Origin of the sequence: Paenibacillus sp. FSL R5-0470, from assembly GCF_037975205.1 — a bacterium.
Classification (GTDB): Bacteria; Bacillota; Bacilli; order Paenibacillales; family Paenibacillaceae; genus Paenibacillus_AQ.
On sequence record NZ_CP150238.1, the window covers coordinates 2,634,062 to 2,648,833 of the forward strand.

The window sequence follows — 14,772 nt, forward strand, 5'->3', positions numbered from 1 at the left end:
AAAATATAAGAATTTATATGCTCCATGCTATAAATTATCCTTATATTTCTCGCTTAAACACTTGCCGTCCTTATAGGGACGCCGAAGGCGTTTATGCTTGTAACGGTTCGGAAAGTCGATTTCTTTAAATTTATGGACGCTGTTATAATTGGGTTATGTTTCTTTTCTTGGAGGTGGTTCGCATTAGGAAATTACTATGGGTTGTACCCTTGTTCTTGGTTGCTCTTTTAAGCGGGTGTAAGAATGATGTGGGCTTCATCAATGCAAGGTGGATCGCCGGAGTGTCTTTAACTCCTGTAACAACTAGTGATCAGAACCAAGTTGATCGACCCGAACATTTTGAGACCCTAATACTGAAGGACTCCGCTCTGATTAAGGCGCTTTCGGAGGCTATGAACAAGAGCAATAAATTATCGGGGGAGCTGGATTGGGCCCCTGAATTTAAAATGGAACTTGTTTATGGTGATGGCTACTCGGAGGATTATTACATAGCAATAGGTAATGAACTTGGCTATAAAGGTTTATTTACTACAGCTGAGAATGGTGGTCAGGGCTACTCTATTCCGGTGAAAAACGCAGATCAAATAAGACAACTCATCTATGGAACAGCAGATCAGGCGAACATAGAACAGACGGAGTCGCTGGAGTCTTCTGTTAAGGTTACAGGTCCAGTAACGATATCACATAATGATCTCTATCCCTTAACTAATAGAACTGGATTCTTGAATCTGCAGCTTTTAGATGGAACCTACAGTGAGGATTGGACAATACCAGGTCCGTTGATGGGAAGGAATTGGAGTGGCAGGTTTGGGCTTGTTCTTATCGATAATCAAGGGAGAACTTTGAATAGCTTTCCACTCAGTGAACATTTTGAGGATCCCATAATATTTAATGATTTTTTTCAAATTCAGTTTGAGGACTATAATGGCGACGGCGATCCGGATTTTACGATAGGTCAGTACGGATCCAGTAACGGTTACTTCTACAAGCTATTTACGCTTAGAAAAAATAACGTTATAGAGGAATTAGGGATCAAACTTGGCTCTGATTTATTTATCAGCAGTCCTAAGGGGTATTCGATAAAGCTTGATAAAGTGGATGATCATAGCTTCAAGAGAAGTTATTACGATAATGTAGCCGGTAAACAGATGGAAGATATTTTTCAGTGGAATGGAAGTGCATTTCAGAAGTTAGACAAGTGATTCATACCAGAAGTGAGAGGAATGTGTGATAGATGACGAGTGATACCATACAAGATTTAGAAGGGCTAAAAGCCATAGGGAAAGTAGTAGGACATACCATCGCCGAGATGAAAAAGAAAGTAACTCCAGGTATGACAACAGCGGAGCTTGATAAGATTGGAGCTGAAATTCTAGCGGAATTCGGAGCATCTTCAGCCCCAATGATAACGTATAATTTTCCAGGCAGCACCTGCATCAGTGTGAATGAAGAGGTTGCTCATGGGATTCCTGGTCCTAGAGTGATTAATGCTGGTGATTTGATCAATATTGATGTATCTGCTGAACTGAATGGTTATTATGGGGACGCCGGAGTTTCGTTTCAACTACCACCTTATAATGATGACATTCTTCGACTATGCCAGAGTGCAGAGGAAACTATGATGAGTGTGATCAATCATCTGAGAGCAGGGATGAAGGTCAATGAGATTGGCAGAATGATGGAACTCGAAGCTCGGAAACGCGGCTATAGAGTGGTACGTAATCTGTGCAGCCACGGGATTGGCAAATCACTGCATGAGAAGCCTTTTGAAATCTTACCTTTCTACAATCCAAGAGTGACTACAGTGTTAAAAGAGGGACAGGTGATTACGGTTGAGCCCTTCCTTTCTACTGGAGCAGATTACGTGGAGCAGCAGTCGGATGGATGGACACTGAGTGTCGTAGACAATGGCCGGGTAGCACAGTTTGAACATACGATTATTGTGACTAAAGGTGAGCCTATTATCCTAACCAAGCCATAAGAGGAGAGTGCGAAATTGAAAATCGCCTTTATACTTTTTGACGGGATTACGTTCTTAGATTTTGCGGGGTTCTATGATGTTATTTATCGATTGGGGCAATTTGAAATCGGCAAAAATTTGTCTTGGGATATATGTGCAGCGTCGGAGGAAGTGACGGATGAGTTAGGTTTCACAGTTAAAGCTGGAAAAGTGCTGCCAGAGCTTTCGGAGTATGACATGGTATTTGTACCTGGAGGGATGGGGACACGGAAACTTCGTTATGATGAAGGTTTTGTCTCGTGGCTTGCTGGTGCTCACAATGTTCCTTATAAGGTATCTGTCTGCACAGGCTCACTGCTGCTTGGGGCTGCGGGGCTGCTAGGAGGGAAGAAAGCTACTACCCATCCATCTGCCTATGAATTACTAAAACCTTACTGTGAAGAAGTTGTGGAGACCCGTATTGTGCAAGATGGTAATGTGATTACAGGTGGTGGAGTGTCCACTTCCATTGATCTGGGGTTATATCTGATTTCACGCTTGGCTGGAGAAGCAGCGATGAATTCGGTAAAAAAGCAGATTGATTATCCATACGAGATGCAGGGGATTGTTCAAATCTAAAGGTAAATACCGGAGGGACCAGAGAGGGCTGGACAAAAAATGATGGATATGCTGTTTCAGCAATGGGTAAGCGATAAGGAGCAGTGGGTACAGCTTAGAGATTTGCTGATGAAGGAGAGCAATCTTCCCGGACCACGAGTGAATTTGGAGCTATCAGGCAAATTTGCCAAACATTTTGCCCATCCTAAACTAACAGAGACAGACTGGGAGTTTCTTAATTCCTGGGCTAATCTTACAGAGGCAGAAGCTGGGGTGAATGATCCCCGTGAGTTTCTGCCGTTTTGTGCGGTTAGAGCGCTGGGCGCTTATTACAGCTACGCTGAAGAAGAGCAGCGAATTATGATTCAGAGCATCATTAAGACAGCCATGAACGACTCCAGATGGAGGATGCGTGAAGCGTCTGCTATGGCGCTGCAAAGTATAGCGGAGGAGAGTTTTTCTCTTGTCAGGCAGCTGATCGACATGTGGGAGGAGGGTGCGAACGGGCTTGAACAAAGAGCTTTTGTAGCAGCGTTAGCGCATCCTCCTCTTTTAAAAGAGAAAGAGAATACGCTTTATTGTCTTCAGTTGGCTACTCGAATCATGGAAAATATGGGTAGTGGGGAAGTGCAATATGAGGACGCTGAGCATTTTCGTGTATTATCTAAGGGGCTTGAATACAGCTTAAGTGTATTTGTGGCGAGTGAACCTGAAGCGGGCTTTGCCATGCTGGAGAAATTCGCTAAGAGCCGAGATACCCGAATGATTAAGATTGTGAAGAGTAATCTTGGTAAGTCACGTTTGAGTAAAAAGTATGCTCTACAGGTTGCTGAGGTCCTTAAAAGTTTGACAATACAGGAGAGGACATGAGGATCAGCTCTCCAGTGGAATTATGAAGTGTAGTTTTACATGCATTTAACATGCCACATATGCTTAAGTGATATAACAGAAGGAACTAGGTGAAAAGGTGGCTGTTAGATGAAACTAAGTAAAGAGGAAAAATCATGGATTTTATATGACTGTGGAAATTCGGCTTATTCGATGGCGGTTACAACGGCTTTACTGCCTATTGTATTTGGGATGTTTTCGAATGTTAACAACAGCATGGATTTGGGGTATTTTAATTCCATAGCGAGTATTCTGGTGGCCATCCTTAGCCCGATTTTAGGGGCGATGGCAGATTATAAGGATAAGAAAAAACGCTTCTTCATATTTTTCTCATTGATCGGCGTGATAGCTACTGCTTCGCTGGCTTTCGTTGCACCTGCGAGTGGGCAGTGGCAGTTATTGATTGTATTTTATATTTTGTCAGTCATAGGATTTGCCGGGGCCAATATTTTTTATGATTCTTTTCTGGTGGATGTAACCACGGATGAAAGGATGGATAAGGTATCCTCAAAAGGGTTTGCTTTTGGATATATCGCCAGCGTTATTCCATTCGGTATCAGCCTACTGCTGATTCTGTTTATGGGGATGGATAAATCAATCGGCTATCAGATTGGATTTATAATCACTGCCCTTTGGTGGGGACTGCTGACCATGCCTATGATCAAGGATGTGCAGCAAAGATATTACATAGAACCTGAACCCAAACCGGTCATTAATAGCTTTATAAGACTGGGAGACACGTTTAAAAATGTCAGACAGCATAAAGTAGTATTTGTATTCTTGATCGCCTACTTTCTCTATATTGATGGGGTAGATACGATTATTAAAATGGTAGTGCCATATGCCACATCGGTACTGGGTGCGGATGCTTTTGATACCTTTACTTTACTGGGGATCTTATTAGTTATCCAGATCATCGCATTTCCGTGTGCTATCCTGTACGGTAATCTTGCCAAAAAATACTCAGCTAGAACGATGATCATCGTGGGGATTTTTACATATATCATATCTTGTATCGCTGCTTACTTTATTACTTCAGTGTGGCATATATTTATTCTGGGAGCGCTAATTGGATCTGCCCAGGGAGGGATTCAAGCGCTTAGCAGATCTTATTATGCGAAGATTATTCCTAAGGAAAAATCCAATGAATTCTTTGGCTTTTACAATATCTTTGGCAAGTTTGCGGCGATTGTGGGTCCTGCTGTAATGTCATTAACAACTACCCTAACAGGCAACGCTAAATTTAGTATTTTAGCGATTATCCCACTATTCATTATTGGATTCTTCGTATTTATAACTTTACCAAAAGAGAAGCTTGAACAAGATGAACCGAAGGGACTTATCCTATGAAGTCAAGCAAAGAACAAACGGCAATGGCCAAACATCTGATTGTCATCTCTTACGATGCCTTTTCAGAAGACCAATGGGAAATGGCCAGCCGTTTTCCAAACCTATCGAAATTGATTAAGAACGGAGCGCATAGTAATCAATTAAAAAGTGTATATCCCACGCTCACTTATGTGGTACACACTACGATAGCAACCGGTGTATATCCAGATAAGCATGGTATCCACCATAACAATCCATTTCAGCCGTTTGTGAAGGAAAAGGAGCAAAGCTGGTTCTGGTTCAGAAATGCGATAAAGGTGCCCACGATTTATGATGCTGCGCGCGAGCATAACATGAGTACCGCAGGAATCCTCTGGCCGGTATCAGGGAAATCCTCAATCCAATATAATATCCCTGAAATCAGAGCCATCAACAACGAAAATCAGGCACTGAAGGTGTTAAAAAGCGGGAGCCCGTTATATTGCATTGAAATGGAGCTGAAATATGGACGGCTTCGAAAAGGAATTGAACAGCCTTATCTGGATGACTTCACGACAAAGTGTGCGATGGAAACGATTAAGCGTAAAAAGCCTAATCTTCTTATGATGCATTTGATTGATCTGGATGACGCCAAGCATGTCTACGGTACTGACAGCGATGAAGTGAAGCGGGTAATCACACGTATGGATAAGAGATTAGGTGATGTTATGCAAGCAGTGGATGAAGCCGGGATAAAGGATGACACGGTTTTTTTAGTTTTGGGTGACCATGGCCAGTTCAATGTTCGGTATAAAGTGCATTTGAACAACCTTTTGCAGGAAAAAGGGTTGATCTATAAAGAGAACGGCGAAATGAAGTGGAGAGCTTACTTTCAGTGTGGGAGCGGATCCGCTTATCTGCATATTAAAGAAGGTGATGAAGAAGCTGAACAATTAGCGTTAGCTGTTATTCAGGAATATATGGATGATGATGCTTCAGGTATAGAGGAAATGTATACTAGAGAGCGGCTGAATCAACTTCATGTGGGCCCATCTACTAAATATATGCTTGAAGCTAGGAGAGGCTATTGTTTCGATGAGAGCATGGATGAACCTACGATTGTTGATTTGGACAAACAAGGGATTAAATATGCTACGCATGGCTACTCTCCCGATAAAGAGGATTATAGATGCAACTTGGTGATCTCAGGGAATAAGGTGAAAAGTGATTTTCCCATAGGGGATCTCAAAATGGTAGATATAGCTCCTACGATGGCAAAGATTTTAGGGATTGATTTTAATCCTTGTGACGGAAGACCTTTAGATGAAATTTTCTTGGTATAGATTGAATATATATAAAGTCGGAATACTTACTGGAGCTATATCCATATACAATGGAATTAATATGGATAAAGAGGAGAATTGGATATGGATGCGGATATTAGACAAAAAATTCTAAATAAAAATGACAAACTTATTAGTATGGTTATTGAACGTGCCAAGAGAGATTTTCCTGATGATATTGCAATCATTGGGCTTACAGGCTCTTTCAGTACCGGAGATTTTCATGAAAAAAGCGATCTTGATCTGATTATAATTAATAACACGGCCCAAGGCTGGGGAATATCTTCGTGTTTTATTCTGGAGGATGTTGGATACGACATCTATTGTACGCCATGGGAAACAAGGATAGAAGATCAAGCGAATCTTGAGAGTCCAATGATTTCGAGTCTGATAGATTTAGAGCTGTTATATTGTGCGAAACCCGAATATCTGGAAAAGCTAAATTTATATAAACAGAGAGCTCTCGATGCTTTAGTAAAGCCTATAGGGAGTGAATGCATTAGTAGAGCGAAAAAGAATATAGACATAGCAAAACAAGAATATACGAATACATTACTTTCTGAAGATATCGGCGCAGTGAGGTATGCTTCATGCGAAGTTGTATACAATTTGGTAAATGCTCTAACACATTTGAACAATACCTATTTTAAAAGGGGACTTAAGAGATATCTGGAGGAAATAGCTACGTATCGTTATATTCCTGATGATTTTGAAAATATATATATGGCTGTGATCGATGCGAAGACAGTCGTTGAAATCAGAAGTACATCCTATAGATTTCTAGAAAGCATCAATGATTTATATAATAAAATGTATAAGGATTTTGTGATTCAGCCTGTCCCAACCTATGATAATCTTGGTGGCACCTTTGAGGAATTATGGTGTAACTGCCGCAATAAGGTTATAGCAAGTGTGGAATTAAATGATAAATCTTATGCTTATTATGCAGCCATGGGCATACAAAATTTTCTTGATGAAATGACAGAATCAAGGGGAACAAAAAAGTTTGATATTATGCAGTATTTTGATTCAGATCATCTGCATTTATTTAAAGAGCAGTTCCTGCAGGTCATGGATGAATATCTGGAAGAATATAATAAGGTGGGAAGGAAAGTTGAAAGATACGATACTTTTGAGGAATTGTATAACGAATACATGAAGGTGTGATAGAGGAGATTACCAGATTACGAATTTTCGTAGTCTGGTTTTTTCATTTTTTATGGAACGATAAGATTATTTTAAGTCATATGGGTAAAATAATAGATATCATACTAGCGGCGTCTGATTTGCCAAAGTGGTGACATTTATTATAGACTGTTTTTTGTCGGCTTTTGTCCAGTGGATGTTTTTCACTTGCAGTGATATAAAAAACTAATTTGAAGTGGGGAAATGGAATGCATGGAATAAGACAGCATCAAAAATCAAATAAGCTGAAGATATTTTCAAAAGTCATATTAATTATTATAGGGGCACTTATAACTTCATATGGCCTGGAATCCGTATTAATACCTAACAATGTTTCAGATGGTGGTGTTACAGGCCTAAGTATCGTTGGCTCACAGCTGTTTGGATTACCGTTAGGGCTGTTAATTGTTATAATTAACATCCCATTTGTTTGGTTAGGATATAAGCAAATTGGTAAAAGCTTTGCTATTTATTCCATTATCGGTATTGCCTCACTAGCCATTGGTACAAGCCTAATGCACCATGTGCCAACGATTATTGAAGGAGATACATTATTAATTACTGTTGTAGGCGGGATTATCATCGGTTTTGGTATGGGTTTAGCGTTACGTAATGGTGGGGCGTTAGATGGGATCGACATGTTGGCTGTATTGCTTTCACGAAAAATACCTTTTGGGACAAGTGATCTAATCTTATTCCTAAACATGTTTGTCTTTATTGTTGTTTCAACTGCATTTGGGCTACAAGGGGCGATTCTATCCGCACTTGCTTATTTTATTGCTTCTAAAGTGATTCATATCGTTGAAGAAGGTTTGAGCGGCTCTAAAACTTTCAAAATCATCACCGTTCAACCGGAAATTATGGTGGAAACGATTCGTGACCGATTGGGACGTGGGGCAACCTATACTGATGCATACGGTGGTTACTCCAATGAACAATTCAAAGAAATTACCTGTGTAATTAACCGTCTGGAAGAAAGCAAAATCAAGGAAATCATTCATGAAATTGACCCTAACGCTTTTGTCGTAGTATATGATGTAGCAGAAGTTAAGGGTGGTAATTTCAAAAAGCATAATATTCACTAATTACGATCCTGAATTGCATCTCCTTCAGTGTTTGACAAATGCATAAAATGTAACTATTATTGTTGCATCTGATTAATGCACTTGTTGCTAGCCGGGTAGTATGGCAAAAGGAGAGATTTATAGTGAACATCAGCACCCGATTTGCGGTAGCCATTCATATATTAACGTTAATCGACAGTAATAAAGAGGGTAAAAGTACCTCGGAGTGGATAGCTGGTAGTGTGAACACCAACCCTGTAGTTATCCGCCGGCTAACTAGTATGTTGCAAAAAGCAGGACTGGTAACGGCCCGTCCCGGAGTCGCGGGAGCCTCACTTTCACGTAGTAGCGCTGAAATTACACTACTTCAGATTTATAAGGCAGTAAACGCGGTGGAGGAGGATTCGTTGTTCTCAGTTCATGAGCACCCTAATCCCGATTGTCCAGTCGGCAAAAATATAGCCAGCGCCATTGTACCGGTATTCTCGCTCGCGCAAAAGGCGATGGAGAATGTCCTTCAGGAGGTTACTTTGGAGCAGATTGTGAATGAAATGCCTGAAATATAACCACTCCATATCGCAACGTAGAATGAAGACCACAACATGTGCTAACGTGATTGTGGTCTTTTTTTATTGGAAACATACCAAGAGGCTCCGAATGGCTTGGGTCAGGAGAGTAGTGACTTAAAGAAGGGAAGTAGGGCGTAATCATAGAATCTGTATTTAGAAGGCAGAAAACAGATAATACTTCATATAGGGAAACTCTAATATGCTGAAGTGGAAAATGAACGGAGGATTTACAGTGGAACAAATCGCATTAATCTCAGATATTCATGGAAATATCCCGGCTTTGACAGCCGTATTAGAGGATATTAAGCAGCGTGGAATTAGCAGGATATTTTGCCTAGGTGATATTGTTGGTAAAGGACCAAATTCAGATCTAGCCGTTGATATCATTAAGAACAATTGTGAAATCAGTGTTATGGGAAACTGGGATGATTTAATGAATCAGGATGTTGATTTTGAAATGGCCCGGTGGAGTCGGAATTTGTTAGGGAAAGACCGCCTTGCTTATTTAGGTACATTACCGTTCTCGATTGAGTTTATGATGAGTGGTAAGTTTATCCGATTATTTCATGCTTCACCGCGAAGCTATTATGAACGGATTCAGCCTTGGGACGATTATGAGAAGCGGCTGTCTATGTTTGGTTGTTCTGATCTCTGCCAGGAGAAGCGGCAAGCGGATATCGTAGGTTATGGGGACATTCACAATGCTTTTATACAACATTTAGAAGGGAAGACTTTATTTAATGTTGGCAGTGTGGGGAATCCTCTAGATGTCACTCAGGCATCTTATGTGATTTTGGAGGGGGAGTATGGAGGCCTGACAACAGCATCTTTGAATATACAATTTGTAAGAGTTCCTTATGATATTGAGTTAGCCATTCAACAAGCCATAGATGCGGTTATGCCAGCTACAGAGCCCTATATTCGAGAGCTTAGAACTGCGCAGTATAGAGGGAATGCGCGGGGATAGAAGATGAGCTTTCGAGCGGTAACCTTGATTCACAATATCAAAAAGTAACGGAGGGAACGAATTGAAGCTTAGTCATGTATTTGAGCAATTCCCTACTTTAGAAACCGAACAACTAACACTGAAAAAAATTGAAGTTAGTAACCTTGAAGAGGTATTTGGAATTTATAGCAATGATCAAGTGTTTGAGTACTGCGGAATTATTCCGAAACATAATAAAGATACAGTAAAGAATATGATCGGACATTTCGAACGTGATTTTAATAAAGGGTTAAGAGTGAAGTGGGGAATTTTCCGTAAAAATAATCCGTACATACTGCTAGGTATCATCGAAGCTATGGATTTTAATCAAAAAGTGGATATGGTCACGATTGGTTATTTTTTGGCGGAGTCTTATTGGGGAAAAGGGATTGCAACTCAAGCCGTTGAAACGGTGAAAAAATATTTATTTGAGACGGCAGAGGTCAATCGAATCCAAGCTGAAGTCATGCCTTTTAATGAGCGGTCCAAGCGGGTCCTTTTGAAAAGTGGCTTTATGAAAGAGGGGACGTTAAGACAAGCCCATGTATGGTCAGGTAAAGGGCTCATTGATTTGGAGATTTACAGCATTCTTGCTAAGGAATACGGAAAGGGAGAAAATAGATCCTGGTGAAAGTAGGGGAGATTATGGGGACTATCGTGGTAATCGGTGGGGGAGAGCTAATCGATCTAGAAACGCTTGAAATGGATCGTGAAGTTGTGAAGTTAACCCAGAAAGCTAATCCGAAAGCATTATTTATTCCAACAGCTAGTAGTGATGCACCAGGTTATTGTGATACGTTCAACAAAGTGTACGGCGAGATTCTAGGATGTGAAACAAGTCATTTATTGCTTGTGAGCCAAACCTATACCCATGAAGAAATCGCAGAGTTAATTATATCCGCTGATCTGATTTATGTTGGTGGTGGTAATACCCGAAAGATGCTGGAGATATGGAAAAATACCGGCGTAGATGCTCTTCTAAAAGAAGCGTACAACTCGGGGACTATTTTGGCAGGGCTGAGTGCAGGTTCCATTTGCTGGTTTGAATATGGGCATAGTGACTCTGAAGCGTTCGACGACCAAGGGAACTGGCAGTATATTAAGCTTGAAGCGATGGGGATTCTGCCAGGTATTCATTGTCCGCATTATAATGAGGATATTCGGGTTGAGGATTTTTCGCGTATGGTAAAAGACGGAGGTTTGCTCGGAATCGCAGTGGATAATAACTGTGCCATCATCTACAAGGATAATGAATATAAGGTGATGTCGACAAGAGAAGAAGCTAAAGCCTACCGCGTGATGGACTCAGAGCAAGGTGTTGTCGTTACGCAAATCGAAGAACACCCAAGCTACAGACCTCTTCATGAAGTGTACGGTGGAGGTGATCAATGAAGTCTAATCAAATCTCAATTATCGTGGCGAGTCTTATTCTAGGGATTTCATTTATTATTGGATGTTCAATAACTAATGGCGATAAAGAGTTGGAAGTTGATCAAGACCAGACTCCATCCATAGTAACGGCAGATAAGCTTTTGATGGATATTAAAGAGACGGCCTTATACTTAAATCTGACTGAAGATCAAGTGATGAATATTATTAAAACGGAGCATGAGAATTTAAGTAGATCGGGCATTTTTGAAGGGACTATGTTCCCTTATATCAGAGTTGGTAATGAATATCTTTTTAACAAAGACTTATTAACAACATGGGTTTCGGATGCCTCCTTAAATAGGAGGGTTTATCTAAACCGACAAACGAAATAAGGTATTAATCGGATAAGGAAGGTGCTCTCTATTAAACTACTGTTTGTCTGCAGCCAGAATCGCTGGCGGAGTTTAACTGCGGAGAAGATATTTCAAGGAATTGATGGTCATGAAGTGAGATCTGCTGGAACAGAGGATCATGCCAGAATCAAACTTTCTGAAGGACATGTGGGCTGGGCGGATGTTATTTTTGTGATGGAGAAGAAGCATGTTCGAAGAATTCAAGATAAATTCAGAGACGGTGTAATCGGCAAAAGAATAATTTGTTTGAATATATCAGATGATTATAAGTATATGGATGAAGACTTAATTGGACTTCTTGAATCCAGTGTATCTGAATATTTACAGGAATGGCACTCCTAGGATGAGGTGTTCTTATGAATCATGTTTGGCTGTGAATCAGTCAGCATGATTTTTTTGTTGGTAATTGACAAACATATAGAAGGTAACTATACTAAAGATAGTTAATTTGTAACTGATTAAGTTACAGGAATAGTGGGAGGAAATATAATGACAACTAAAACAACACTTCATCCGGACGTAGAGATTGGTCTGGTACAAATTAGAGTAAGTAATTTAGAGCGTTCGCTCACCTTTTATCAGAACGTGGTGGGGTTAAGTGTCTTGCGGCAATCTGGCCGTGAGGTGGAAATGACTGCTGACGGTCAGAATGTGTTATTGATTCTGCGGGAGATTGAGAATGCAAAGGTTCTTCGTCCGAACTCAGTGGCTGGATTGTATCATTTTGCTATCCTTGTTCCGGATCGTCCTAGCTTGGGACTCGTTGTACGCAATTTGATCGCGTCGGGAATTGAAGTAGGTCAGGGAGATCATTTGGTGAGTGAAGCACTGTATATTCAGGACCCGGATAACAACGGAATCGAAATTTATAGAGATCGTCCTAGGGATACATGGAAGTATGATGCGGAAGGGCATGTAATGATGACAACGGACCCAGTGGATGTAGATGGTTTGTTGGCGGTTTCTGAAGGTTTACAATGGAACGGGCTGCCAGCCGGAACGGTGATCGGACATGTACACTTTCATGTGGGTAATTTAACTAAGGCGAAGGAGTTCTACGTTGGTTTGCTTGGTTTTGATCTAGTAGCTAATTATGGCAGTGCGGCAATGTTTATCTCAGCAGGTGGGTATCATCACCACATTGGATTGAATATATGGGCAGGGCAAGGCGCACCTGTGGCACCTGCTGATGCAGTAGGAATTGATTATTTCACCTTACTTCTTCCGAATGAAGAGGAGCGTACGTCTGTAGTGGAGCGTGTTAAGCAGGCGGGTTACACCGTTGTTGAAGAGAATGGAGACCCTACATTCAAAGATCCATGGAACATTGGAATCAGACTTATAGTGAAAAGTCATACGAAATAACTAATCACCAATCGAATTCACCTTTTTCTGGATAGAAAGAACTATCCATTTTTGTCCATTTATTTTATAATATTTGGAAAAAGATGGGCGGAAGGGTGAAGGTTGTTGGAATCATTCAAAATGGCGTATGTGATCCTTTGTCACAAAAATCCTGAGCAGATCAATATGCTAATCGATAGTTTAACTAATGACTCCGTCGAGTTTTTCCTACATGTCGATCAGAAGAGTGGTATTGAAGGTGATATTACTCATCGTAACGATATTCATTTTGTGAAAGAGCCTATTGATGTAAGGTGGGGACATTACAGTCAGATTGAATGTGTTTTGAAGTGTTTTGCGCTGATCAAAGAACATGGGAAATTCAATTATATCCACATCATAAGTGGTCAGGATCTGCCCTTAGCTTCCAACGAAGTTATTCTTGATTTCTTTAAGAAGAATCAGGGGAACGAATTTGTGAAGTATCAGCAATTACCAAGTACTTCTGAAACGTGGGGATGTTATGAGAGGGTGTCTGTTTATTATCCTAGATTCCTGATCTCAAGAACCAGGCGTATGGCTGCCATTAGAATGAGGTATATTAAAGCAGTAATGAACGTTCCATTCTTGCATAGAAGGTTGGGTGTTCTGCCAAAATCGCTGTATAAAGGCTCTAACTGGATGTCTATTACAGGTGAATGTATGGAATACATCATGGAGTTTACTTCTACTTCTCCAGAGTATGTTAGATTTTTTAAGAACACATTATGTGGAGATGAAATCTTCTTCCATACGATTATTTTGAATAGTGGGTTTAAGAACAATGTACGGAGTGAAATTAAGAGGTATACAGACTGGGAAACAGGACCGGATTATCCAAGAACACTAACGATAGAAGATTATGACCGGATCACTAGTACGGGTACAGAATGCTTTTGGGGGAGAAAGTTTGATCTCGATATCGACAGAAGCATCGTTCAGGATCTCCTTGATATAAATACTAAAGTAAAAACATCGTAAACATATACAGGAGGAAATAATATGAAAATCGCAGTTGTAGGAGCAAGTGGAAAAGCCGGAAGCCGAATCACTCAGGAAGCGCTAGATAGAGGCCATGAAGTTACAGCCATTGTACGGGATGCATCGAAAGTTGCAAATCGTAAGGCAAAGGTCATCGAAAAGGATGTATTTGCCCTTACCGCTGAAGATTTGAAGGGTTTTGATGTTGTTGTGAATGCTTTTGGAGCACCATTTGGACAAGAGCATCTGCATGTGGATGCCGGAAATGTGCTTATTGAAGCATTAAAGGATGCCCCTAATACAAGATTGATTGTAGTTGGAGGTGCGGGAAGTTTATATGTAGATGAAGCTAAGACGCTTAAAGTGGTAGATACCCCTGATTTCCCTGACTTTATCAAGCCAACGGCTACGAATCAAGGGAAGAACCTGGAGATCCTGCAAGGTACAGACTCGCTGTCTTGGACCTTCGTTAGTCCATCCGCTAATTTTGCAATTGGGACAAGAACGGGTTCTTATGTGAAAGGCAAAGATCATCTGCTTGTGAATTCCAAAGGTGAGAGCTATGTCAGCTATGAAGATTATGCGATTGCTATTGTAGATGAAATTGAACAGCCGCAGCATATTCGTGAACGGTTTACAGTTGTTTCGGAATCATAAGTGAGTATAACGAGTAAGGACTATATATAAAAAGAAAGCAGAGCCAGATAAGGGCTCTGCTTTCTTGC

The 14,772-nt window shown here is 40.7% G+C and carries 17 protein-coding genes; all 17 read left to right on the forward strand.

The features are described from left to right. Positions 1–281: 281 nt before the first annotated feature. The 17 genes from MKY99_RS11315 to MKY99_RS11395 all read left to right on the forward strand — a co-directional run bounded on the left by MKY99_RS11315 (position 282) and on the right by MKY99_RS11395 (position 14,704). Positions 282–1,202: a hypothetical protein gene (locus tag MKY99_RS11315; protein WP_339270530.1), complete on the forward strand. Its 921-nt coding sequence runs from the start codon at positions 282–284 to the stop codon at positions 1,200–1,202. Between the two features lie 32 nt (positions 1,203–1,234). After that, a complete protein-coding gene (map, locus tag MKY99_RS11320) occupies positions 1,235–1,981 on the forward strand; it encodes a type I methionyl aminopeptidase (RefSeq protein WP_076299489.1) in 747 nt (248 codons plus the stop codon). Between the two features lie 15 nt (positions 1,982–1,996). Then, complete coding sequence (locus MKY99_RS11325) at positions 1,997–2,578, forward strand: DJ-1/PfpI family protein (protein ID WP_339270532.1); 582 nt, start codon at positions 1,997–1,999, stop codon at positions 2,576–2,578. Between the two features lie 39 nt (positions 2,579–2,617). Then, a complete protein-coding gene (locus MKY99_RS11330) occupies positions 2,618–3,427 on the forward strand; it encodes a hypothetical protein (protein WP_339270533.1) in 810 nt (269 codons plus the stop codon). 108 nt (positions 3,428–3,535) lie between these two features. Next, entirely contained in the window at positions 3,536–4,795 is a 1,260-nt protein-coding gene (locus tag MKY99_RS11335; protein WP_339270535.1) for an MFS transporter, read from the forward strand. After that, entirely contained in the window at positions 4,792–6,096 is a 1,305-nt protein-coding gene (locus tag MKY99_RS11340; protein WP_339270537.1) for an ectonucleotide pyrophosphatase/phosphodiesterase, read from the forward strand. Before MKY99_RS11335 ends, MKY99_RS11340 begins: the two co-directional genes overlap by 4 nt. Positions 6,097–6,180: 84 nt before the next feature. Next, positions 6,181–7,263, forward strand: coding sequence for a nucleotidyltransferase domain-containing protein (locus MKY99_RS11345; RefSeq protein ID WP_339270539.1), 1,083 nt, complete (start codon positions 6,181–6,183; stop codon positions 7,261–7,263). A 227-nt stretch (positions 7,264–7,490) separates the two neighbouring features. Then, positions 7,491–8,366, forward strand: coding sequence for a YitT family protein (locus MKY99_RS11350; protein ID WP_179085712.1), 876 nt, complete (start codon positions 7,491–7,493; stop codon positions 8,364–8,366). A 122-nt stretch (positions 8,367–8,488) separates the two neighbouring features. Beyond that, the gene (locus tag MKY99_RS11355) at positions 8,489–8,911 is read left to right on the forward strand and encodes an Rrf2 family transcriptional regulator (RefSeq protein WP_042187235.1); all 423 of its coding nucleotides are present in this window, start codon (positions 8,489–8,491) and stop codon (positions 8,909–8,911) included. A 235-nt stretch (positions 8,912–9,146) separates the two neighbouring features. Next, complete coding sequence (locus MKY99_RS11360) at positions 9,147–9,881, forward strand: metallophosphoesterase family protein (RefSeq protein ID WP_149644562.1); 735 nt, start codon at positions 9,147–9,149, stop codon at positions 9,879–9,881. 61 nt (positions 9,882–9,942) lie between these two features. Continuing rightward, entirely contained in the window at positions 9,943–10,530 is a 588-nt protein-coding gene (locus MKY99_RS11365) for a GNAT family protein (RefSeq protein WP_339270541.1), read from the forward strand. Between the two features lie 14 nt (positions 10,531–10,544). After that, a complete protein-coding gene (locus MKY99_RS11370) occupies positions 10,545–11,291 on the forward strand; it encodes a peptidase E (RefSeq protein ID WP_076283378.1) in 747 nt (248 codons plus the stop codon). Beyond that, a complete protein-coding gene (locus tag MKY99_RS11375) occupies positions 11,288–11,662 on the forward strand; it encodes a hypothetical protein (RefSeq protein ID WP_076282983.1) in 375 nt (124 codons plus the stop codon). Before MKY99_RS11370 ends, MKY99_RS11375 begins: the two co-directional genes overlap by 4 nt. A gap of 30 nt (positions 11,663–11,692) precedes the next feature. Then, on the forward strand, positions 11,693–12,025 hold the full coding sequence (locus tag MKY99_RS11380) for a protein tyrosine phosphatase (protein ID WP_179086694.1): 333 nt from the start codon (positions 11,693–11,695) through the stop codon (positions 12,023–12,025). 147 nt (positions 12,026–12,172) lie between these two features. After that, entirely contained in the window at positions 12,173–13,048 is an 876-nt protein-coding gene (locus MKY99_RS11385) for a VOC family protein (protein ID WP_339270544.1), read from the forward strand. A gap of 105 nt (positions 13,049–13,153) precedes the next feature. Next, positions 13,154–14,047: a beta-1,6-N-acetylglucosaminyltransferase gene (locus tag MKY99_RS11390; protein ID WP_339270546.1), complete on the forward strand. Its 894-nt coding sequence runs from the start codon at positions 13,154–13,156 to the stop codon at positions 14,045–14,047. Between the two features lie 21 nt (positions 14,048–14,068). Next, positions 14,069–14,704, forward strand: coding sequence for an NAD(P)-dependent oxidoreductase (locus MKY99_RS11395; RefSeq protein ID WP_042187246.1), 636 nt, complete (start codon positions 14,069–14,071; stop codon positions 14,702–14,704). Positions 14,705–14,772: the final 68 nt, after the last annotated feature.

Bases quoted from the DNA above. Each gene is read 5' to 3' on its own strand.
- MKY99_RS11385 (WP_339270544.1), top strand. From the start codon at position 12,173: ATGACAACTAAAACAACACTTCATCCGGACGTAGAGATTGGTCTGGTA.
- MKY99_RS11330 (WP_339270533.1), top strand. From the start codon at position 2,618: ATGATGGATATGCTGTTTCAGCAATGGGTAAGCGATAAGGAGCAGTGG.
- MKY99_RS11335 (WP_339270535.1), top strand. From the start codon at position 3,536: ATGAAACTAAGTAAAGAGGAAAAATCATGGATTTTATATGACTGTGGA.
- map (WP_076299489.1), top strand. From the start codon at position 1,235: ATGACGAGTGATACCATACAAGATTTAGAAGGGCTAAAAGCCATAGGG.
- MKY99_RS11395 (WP_042187246.1), top strand. From the start codon at position 14,069: ATGAAAATCGCAGTTGTAGGAGCAAGTGGAAAAGCCGGAAGCCGAATC.
- MKY99_RS11340 (WP_339270537.1), top strand. From the start codon at position 4,792: ATGAAGTCAAGCAAAGAACAAACGGCAATGGCCAAACATCTGATTGTC.
- MKY99_RS11345 (WP_339270539.1), top strand. From the start codon at position 6,181: ATGGATGCGGATATTAGACAAAAAATTCTAAATAAAAATGACAAACTT.
- MKY99_RS11375 (WP_076282983.1), top strand. From the start codon at position 11,288: ATGAAGTCTAATCAAATCTCAATTATCGTGGCGAGTCTTATTCTAGGG.
- MKY99_RS11370 (WP_076283378.1), top strand. From the start codon at position 10,545: ATGGGGACTATCGTGGTAATCGGTGGGGGAGAGCTAATCGATCTAGAA.
- MKY99_RS11350 (WP_179085712.1), top strand. From the start codon at position 7,491: ATGCATGGAATAAGACAGCATCAAAAATCAAATAAGCTGAAGATATTT.